A 6,927-nucleotide genomic window follows, 5' to 3' on the forward strand; every position below is an offset into this window, starting at 1 on the left:
AGGGGTGGCGAAGCTTCCCATTGAAAAGATGCGCGAGCTTGAGCGCCGCTTCGGCGAGATCGAAGCGCGCATGTCGGCCGGCCCTTCGGCCGACGTCTATGTAAAGCTCGCGTCTGAATATTCAGAACTGCAGCCCGTCGTCACCAAGATCCGCGCCTATCAGAAGGCCGTCGGCGAGCTCGCCGATCTGGAGGTGCTGCTCGAGGATAAGTCCATCGACCGCGACATGCGTGAGCTTGCCGAACTCGAGTTGCCCGACGTAAAAGAGCGGATCGAGGCGCTGGAGAACGAAATCCAGATCCTGCTGCTGCCGAAGGATGCGGCCGACGAAAAGAGCGCGATCCTGGAAATCCGCGCCGGCACCGGCGGCAATGAGGCGGCCCTTTTCGCTGGCGACCTTTTCCGTATGTATGAGCGCTATGCGTCAACGCACGGATGGAAGGTGGAAGTGCTGTCGTCAAGCGAAGGTGAAGCCGGTGGCTACAAGGAAATCATCGCGACGATCACCGGCAAGGGCGTCTTTGCCAAGCTGAAATTCGAATCCGGCGTGCACCGTGTGCAGCGCGTACCGGAGACGGAAGCAGGAGGGCGCATTCACACCTCGGCCGCGACGGTTGCCGTTCTTCCCGAAGCGGAGGAGATCGATATCGAAATCCGGCCGGAAGATATTCGCATCGATACGATGCGCTCCTCGGGGGCGGGCGGCCAGCACGTCAATACAACGGACTCGGCGGTGCGTATCACCCACCTGCCTACGGGTATCGTTGTCACCAGCTCGGAAAAATCGCAGCATCAAAACCGCGCCAAGGCCATGCAGGTGCTTCGCTCGCGTCTCTACGATGCCGAGCGGCAGAGGGCCGATAGCGAACGTTCGGCCGACCGCAAAAGCCAGGTCGGTTCCGGCGACCGCTCGGAGCGCATCCGCACCTACAATTTTCCACAGGGGCGCGTGACCGATCATCGCATCAATCTGACGCTCTACAAACTCGACCGGATGATGATCGGTGAGATCGACGAAGTGGTGGATGCGCTGCTTGCCGACTACCAGGCGAGTCAGCTCGCACAGCTTGGCGAACAGCAATGACCGCATCCGGGCCGACGGTTTCCGAGATGCTTGCCGAGGCCCGGCGCCGCTTCACGGAAGCCGGCATTGCCGATCCACAGACCGATGCGCGGTTGCTGATTTCGGGACTGCTGAAGCTTTCGCCGACCGAGATGCTGACGGCGGGTCGCGAGCCGGTTTCGGAGGAGCAGGCAGGCAGTGTCGGCCGCGCTATCGAACGGCGGCTGAAGCACGAGCCGGTGCATCGCATTCTCGGCGAGCGGGAATTCTATGGCCTGCCGCTTTCGCTGTCCGCCGGCACATTGGAGCCGCGGCCCGATACGGAAATCCTCGTCGATACGATCATTCCTTATCTGCGCGATCTTGCAAAGACGGAAAGCAGTATCCATATCCTCGACATAGGAACCGGGACGGGAGCGATTTGCCTTGCGCTCCTCAATGAATATCCGGAAGCATCAGGCATCGGCAGCGACATTTCGACCGATGCACTTGAGACGGCAAGATCAAACGCAGAAAGAAATGGATTGCAGGACCGATTCACGACGATTCGATCGACCTGGTTTGAGAACATCCACGGGACGTTTCATGCGATTGTCTCAAATCCGCCCTATATTGCTTCCAATGTCATTCACGATCTCGCTCCCGAAGTGACGAAATTTGATCCGGCTGCAGCTCTGGACGGCGGCTTGGATGGGCTTGACGCCTACAAAGCCATAGCAAAGGATGCGGGAAGGTTCGTACGGCCAAATGGAATCGTCGGACTGGAAATTGGCTATGATCAACGAAGCGATGTGACGGCGATCTTTGAAGCGGAAGGCTTCAAGTGCGTCAAATCCGTGAAAGATTATGGCCAGAATGACAGAGTGCTCGTGTTCTCGCTGGCATGACCGGCGACAAATTGCAGCATCCAACTGGACATTATTGCTATTGCGAAGAAAAGGCTTGGATTTCCCGAGGAAGCAATATAGGTTGCCCTCACGCGTTGGGCGCATAGGAATGGACGAGATTCGTTCGGTACTTGCTCAGCCTCGGGGTCTGCTCTTTTAAACGAGAGTTTCAAAGGTTGAACACGACCCAATGCGTGAATCAGTCAAACTGACTTGAAGACAAGCGGCAGGTCGGCGCGAAGGCGCACTATGCTTGCGGCACGAAGGCCCTGATCCGGATGGACCGGTCTTGGCGGTTGGTGCCATGTATCCAATCACAAACAGAGAATTCAGGTGAACGATCGATGAGGCCAGGACAGCAGAACAAGCGCGGTCGAGGGCGTGGCAATAACAACAACAATAACAATGGCGGCGGTGGAAATAACAACAATAATAATTTCAACCGTAAGGGTGGGAACCCGCTGACCCGGACCTACGATAGCTCCGGCCCAGATGTGAAAATCCGCGGCACTGCCCAGCACATAGCTGAAAAATATGCGCAACTCGCCCGTGACGCCCAGAGCTCCGGCGACCGCGTCATAGCTGAGAATTACCTGCAGCACGCCGAACACTATAACCGCATCATTGCCGCCGCTCAGGCGCAGATGCAGGAACGCTTCCAGCGTGACGACCGCCAGGATTACAATGATCGTGACAACGCGGACCGTGACGGCGACGAAATGGACGCGGGTGACAATGACGACGTCGTCATCGTTCAGCCGCCTCATCAGCAGCATCAGCGCGAACAGCAGCCGGCCGCTCCGGTAGCGGCGCCGGTGCAGCAGGCGGAAGCGATTGACGGAAGTGGCCCGCAGCCGGAAATCGACGGTATTCCCGCCGAAGTCGCGATGGAAGACGAAGGCTCTGCTGCACCGCAGCGCGAGCGCCAGCCCCGCCGTCGCAATGCCGGCAGCCGCCCGCGCCGTCCGCGTCGCGGTGCTGAAGGTGAGGCCGCCGGTGAAGAAGGCGCTTCCGCGGAAGCCCCTGTTCTCGCTGAAGCTGCTTCCGAATAAGCTTGCTTCAATCGTAGAATTTGAAAGGTCGCCCTTCCGGGCGGCCTTTTCTTTTGCGGGGCGCCTGCTGCTTTTGGTTGCTGCGACTATTGCGAGGGCGTGTTTACACGCGAATTTACAGTAACGTACTTCCACATTCAGCCTTCGAGGCATTCACTCCAGGACACCTGTCGGGACCGGAGGAACGCCATCATGAAGTATCTTGTGTTCCTGTGCATGCTGCTGGTCGCAGCCTCCGCCCATGGCGCGGAGAAGGCAGCACAGCAAGTTTTCGACAATGAGATCGAGCGGAAGGCCGTCCAGGCTGTCGTGGTGCTCGGCGTTTTCGGTGTCGGTTATGCCGGCTATTTCGTCCACGATGCCATCTGGCCGAGCTTCTACTATTCGCCAATCTCCAAAGTGAAAAATATCTGGCTGCTCGGACAGGCTCTTTTCATCCTTCTCTATTTCATTGGTATTCTCATGGCGTTTCGGGAGCTGCCGCCGGGCCATTCGATGGAACATCAAATTGGATGACGGCACGGAACACTGAAAGACGTCATCGGCTGCTCTTTCTGGAGAAACCGACGGGGAGTAACGAAGATATGGCTGCAGGGGAGGCCGCTTTGAATTGCTGGTTTTTCCCTTGCCCTACCCCTTTAAACTATTGGGATTCTCCACCATATCCTGCCCAGATTGTTTGCCGCAAATCCCAATGGCGGCAAACAGGGCTTGCCTTTTGAGGGAGCTCAATCTCAATCATCGGTCTGTGCCTTATGAAGGGCAGGGCGATTCATGGAGGTAACATATGAATATCGAAAAATACTCCGAGCGGGTGCGCGGTTTCGTTCAGTCCGCCCAGACCTATGCGCTTGCGCAGGGGCACCAGCAATTCACCGCAGAACATGTGCTCAAAGTCCTGCTCGATGACGATCAGGGCATGGCCGCTTCGCTGATCGAGCGCGCCGGCGGCGATGCGAAGGCCGCGCGGCTCGCCAATGATGCCGCACTTGCCAAACTGCCGAAAGTTTCCGGCGGTAACGGCAACATCTATCTCGCCCAGCCGCTCGCCAAGGTCTTCTCCACTGCCGAAGAGGCCGCGAAGAAAGCCGGCGACAGCTTCGTGACGGTTGAGCGTCTGCTGCAGGCACTGGCGATCGAAACCTCTGCTTCGACCTATCAGTCGCTGAAGAATGCCGGTGTGACCGCACAGGCACTCAACCAGGTCATCAACGAAATCCGCAAGGGCCGCACCGCCGATACGGCGAGTGCTGAGCAAGGTTTCGACAGCCTGAAGAAATATGCCCGCGACCTGACGAGCGATGCCCGCGAGGGTAAACTTGACCCGGTTATCGGCCGCGACGACGAAATTCGCCGCACGATCCAGGTTCTCTCGCGTCGCACTAAGAACAATCCCGTCCTGATCGGTGAGCCGGGCGTCGGTAAGACGGCGATCGTCGAAGGCCTTGCGCTGCGCATTGTCAATGGCGACGTGCCGGAAAGCTTGAAGGACAAAAAGCTGATGGCGCTCGACATGGGTGCCCTAATTGCCGGTGCGAAGTTCCGCGGCGAATTCGAAGAGCGCCTGAAGGCTGTGCTGAACGAGGTTCAGTCGGAGAACGGCGAGATCATCCTCTTCATCGACGAAATGCACACGCTTGTTGGTGCTGGCAAGGCGGACGGGGCGATGGACGCCTCCAACCTGCTGAAGCCTGCTCTTGCCCGTGGCGAGCTGCATTGCGTTGGCGCAACGACGCTCGATGAATACCGCAAACATGTCGAGAAGGATCCGGCCCTTGCCCGCCGCTTCCAGCCGGTCATGGTCGAAGAGCCGACGGTCGAGGATACGATTTCGATCCTGCGCGGCCTGAAGGAAAAATATGAGCAGCATCACAAGGTGCGCATCGCCGATGCCGCGCTGGTTGCTGCTGCAACGCTTTCGAACCGCTACATCACCGACCGATTCCTGCCGGACAAGGCGATCGATTTGATGGACGAGGCGGCTGCCCGCCTGCGCATGCAGGTGGATTCCAAGCCTGAAGAACTCGACGAGCTCGACCGTCGCATCATCCAGCTGAAGATTGAGCGCGAGGCGCTGAAGAAGGAAACCGATGTTGCCTCCGCTGACCGGCTGAAGCGGTTGGAAGGGGAGCTCGCTTCTCTTGAGGAAGAAGCCGACGCGCTGACGGCCCGCTGGCAGGCGGAAAAGCAGAAGCTCGGCCTTGCCGCTGACCTTAAGAAGCAGCTCGACGATGCCCGCAACGAACTGGCAATCGCCCAGCGCAAGGGTGAATTCCAGCGCGCCGGCGAGCTCGCCTATGGCGTGATCCCCGATCTCGAAAAGCAGCTGATCGAGGCTGAAAGCAAGGAAGACAACAGCCGCAACGCGATGGTGCAGGAGGTCGTGATCCCTGACAATATCGCCCATGTCGTTTCCCGCTGGACTGGCATTCCCGTTGACAAGATGCTGGAGGGCGAACGCGACAAGCTGCTCCGGATGGAAGATGAGCTGGCGAAGTCGGTGATCGGCCAGGGCGACGCGGTTCAGGCCGTATCCCGCGCCGTGCGCCGTGCCCGCGCAGGCCTTCAGGATCCGAACCGGCCGATCGGCTCGTTCATCTTCCTCGGTCCGACCGGCGTCGGCAAGACGGAGCTCACCAAGGCGCTCGCGCGTTTCCTCTTCGACGACGAGACGGCGATGGTGCGCATGGATATGTCCGAGTACATGGAGAAGCACTCCGTGGCCCGGCTGATCGGTGCCCCTCCCGGCTATGTCGGCTATGATGAAGGTGGTGCGTTGACGGAAGCTGTCCGTCGCCGGCCCTATCAGGTCGTTTTGTTTGACGAGATCGAGAAGGCGCATCCTGATGTCTTCAACATCCTGCTGCAGGTGCTGGACGATGGTCGCCTGACCGATGGTCAGGGCCGGACGGTCGACTTCCGCAACACGATGATCATCATGACTTCGAACCTCGGTGCCGAATACCTGACGCAGTCGCGTGAAGGTGAGGACAGCGAGACCGTTCGGGAGCAGGTGATGGATGTCGTTCGCGGTCATTTCCGGCCGGAGTTCCTGAACCGTATCGATGAGATCATCCTCTTCCACCGCCTGAAGCGTGAGGAGATGGGCGCGATCGTCGATATCCAGCTTAAGCGGCTGATCTCGCTGCTGTCCGAGCGCAAGATCACACTCGATCTCGACGAGGATGCCCGCAATTGGCTGGCGAATAAGGGATACGATCCAGTCTACGGCGCTCGTCCGCTGAAGAGGGTGATCCAGAAGTTCGTCCAGGATCCGCTCGCCGAGCAGATCCTCTCAGGTCAGGTACCGGACGGATCGACGGTGACGATCACCAGCGGCTCGGACCGGTTGCTGTTCCGGTCGAAGCAGTCGGTCAACGAAGCGGCGTAAGGCTGCGTGGACGAGAATTGAAAATGGCGGCCCTCGGGCCGCCATTTTTGTTTCTGCAGAAGGGGAGAATTATTTGCTCGCGACCTGATCCGTGGCGGGCTGGTTGTTCAGCAGCGTGTCGATGCGCTTACGCTCGTCCTCGAATTTGGCGAGCGCATCACCCTGAAGCGACTTGCCGCCCGGCAGGCGGATGCGCAACGGGTCGACTTTGGTGCCGTTGACGATCAATTCGTAGTGCAGGTGCGGGCCGGTGGATTCACCCGTGGTGCCCACCCAGCCGATGACCTGGCCCTGTCGCACCTTGGCGCCCGGCACGATGCCTTTGGCGATGGCGCTCTGGTGGTTATAGGAAGATTCATAGCCATTGGCGTGGCGGACGATGGTCTGGTTGCCGTAGCCGCCGGAATCCCAGCCTGCCTTTTCAACCGTACCGTTGCCAGCAGCAATGATCGCCGTGCCGCGGGGGGCCGCCCAGTCGACGCCAGTATGCATGCGCGCGAAGCCGAGGATCGGGTGGCGGCGCATGCCGAAGCC

Annotated in this window: 6 protein-coding genes (1 of these 6 cut by a window edge); 5 read left to right on the plus strand and 1 reads right to left on the minus strand. The window is 59.2% G+C overall.

What is annotated here, in order from left to right; genetic code table 11:
• The first annotated feature begins 4 nt into the window (after positions 1 to 4).
• The 5 genes from prfA to clpB all read left to right on the plus strand — a co-directional run bounded on the left by prfA (position 5) and on the right by clpB (position 6,393).
• A complete protein-coding gene (gene prfA, locus ACR9ZQ_RS27980) occupies positions 5 to 1,084 on the plus strand; it encodes a peptide chain release factor 1 (protein WP_481429109.1) in 1,080 nt (359 codons plus the stop codon).
• Positions 1,081 to 1,950, plus strand: a complete 870-nt coding sequence (gene prmC / locus ACR9ZQ_RS27985; RefSeq protein WP_481429110.1) for a peptide chain release factor N(5)-glutamine methyltransferase — start codon at positions 1,081 to 1,083, stop codon at positions 1,948 to 1,950. Before prfA ends, prmC begins: the two co-directional genes overlap by 4 nt.
• Positions 1,951 to 2,294: 344 nt before the next feature.
• Positions 2,295 to 3,002, plus strand: a complete 708-nt coding sequence (locus tag ACR9ZQ_RS27990; protein WP_310384768.1) for a DUF4167 domain-containing protein — start codon at positions 2,295 to 2,297, stop codon at positions 3,000 to 3,002.
• A 192-nt stretch (positions 3,003 to 3,194) separates the two neighbouring features.
• Positions 3,195 to 3,518 (plus strand): hypothetical protein, encoded by a 324-nt coding sequence (locus tag ACR9ZQ_RS27995; protein ID WP_481429111.1) that lies wholly within the window; start codon positions 3,195 to 3,197, stop codon positions 3,516 to 3,518.
• Positions 3,519 to 3,789: 271 nt separating this feature from the next.
• Positions 3,790 to 6,393, plus strand: coding sequence for an ATP-dependent chaperone ClpB (gene clpB / locus ACR9ZQ_RS28000; RefSeq protein WP_481429112.1), 2,604 nt, complete (start codon positions 3,790 to 3,792; stop codon positions 6,391 to 6,393).
• Between the two features lie 69 nt (positions 6,394 to 6,462).
• On the opposite strand, the gene ACR9ZQ_RS28005 is transcribed toward clpB, so the two are convergent.
• Positions 6,463 to 6,927: the 3' portion of a M23 family metallopeptidase gene (locus ACR9ZQ_RS28005; protein ID WP_310384759.1), read on the minus strand. The gene runs 1,479 nt beyond the window's last position; only the last 465 of its 1,944 coding nucleotides appear in the window; its start codon lies off the right edge, out of view; the stop codon is at positions 6,463 to 6,465.

The organism is Rhizobium sp. KNZ14-9A (assembly GCF_056755015.1).